Consider the following 1,213-nt stretch of genomic DNA (forward strand, 5'->3'; position numbering starts at 1 on the left):
CGGGGGCTCGCATCAACTCTTGCAGCACCGCGAACTCCTTGGCGGACATCGGTACCGGTTCATCGTGCAACCAGACCAGATGCTGTACCGGGTCGAGCCGTAGCGGCCCGCAATGCAGTTCGGTTTGTACCCGCCCCGCCTGCCGGCGGCTGACCGCCCGAATCCGTGCGATCAGCTCCTCCAGCGCGAACGGCTTGACCAGGTAGTCATCGGCTCCGCTATTGAGGCCGGCCAAGCGATCGGGCAGCGCATCGCGCGCGGTGATGATGATCACCGGCAGCGTCTCGTCGCGTTGTCGCAGGGTCTTGAGCACCTGCATGCCGTCCCAGCGTGGCAAGCCGAGGTCGAGTAGCAGCAGCGCGTAAGGATTGGTCTCCAGGGCCAGCGCCGCGGCCTTGCCGTCCTGCACCCAGTCCACCGTGAACCCTTCCTGGCGCAGGCCTTGCTGAAGACCGTTACCGATCATCGGGTCGTCTTCTACCAGAAGTAGCCGCATTGCTCGTTCCCATTTGCCCGTTGCATGTTCAACCGTTGGAATAACGCTAACTAGCGCACCTAGTCAGCCACGCTTCCTTACTCTCCACACGCAGAGTGCCACTTTGCTCGTCGGCTCGTGCTTCACTGCGATACATTCCATTCAGTAGCATTACCTTGTGCACACCCTTCTCGTCATAGCGTGCCAGCTTTGCCGGGGCAGTACCGCCGGCGGCCTCGGTAATCGTCTCGTCGATCTCCTGAGCCAGGCAGAAGATGCTGAGGGACGACAAGGCCTGATGTTCCAGTCGCTGAAGTCGAGCGCCAAACCACGCGACTCCTGCGCCAACTGCCCCGACTAAAGAGATTACTGCCAGCCCCTGCATGATTTGTTTCCCACGAAGCCGCATGGCCTTTACTCCCTTGTGATTGGACCGATCAACCCAGCGTGCCGGTATGGAGGGGATGCTCGATGGTTAGAGGACTTCAGAGGAGATGCCGCATTGGGTCCTCATGAATCGGGCATACGTCTTGCCAGCGAGCTCGCTTAATCGTCATCGTCTTCCTTCTTCACCCCAAGCGAGGCGCCATTTTGGGCATCGATCCGTACTTCGCTGCGCTGAGCGCCGTTCAGCAGCGTCACCTTGTAGACCAATTGCCCGTCTTTGAGCTTCAGTTTGGCCGCGATAGCCTGACCGCCGGCAGTGGCTGCGGCCTTATCGATCGCCTGGACCAAGCT

At 60.4% G+C, this 1,213-nt stretch carries 2 protein-coding genes; both read right to left on the minus strand.

Going from position 1 to position 1,213, the window contains the following annotated elements; translation table 11 throughout:
* Positions 1-496: response regulator (locus tag ACZ2IA_RS22730; RefSeq protein ID WP_470294861.1), on the minus strand; the 496-nt coding region annotated here is incomplete at its 3' end.
* Between the two features lie 525 nt (positions 497-1,021).
* Positions 1,022-1,213 (minus strand): PepSY domain-containing protein (locus ACZ2IA_RS22735; RefSeq protein ID WP_470294862.1); only part of this gene is annotated, 192 nt, incomplete at its 5' end.

This window comes from Crenobacter sp. CS_VA4 (genome assembly GCF_055597485.1).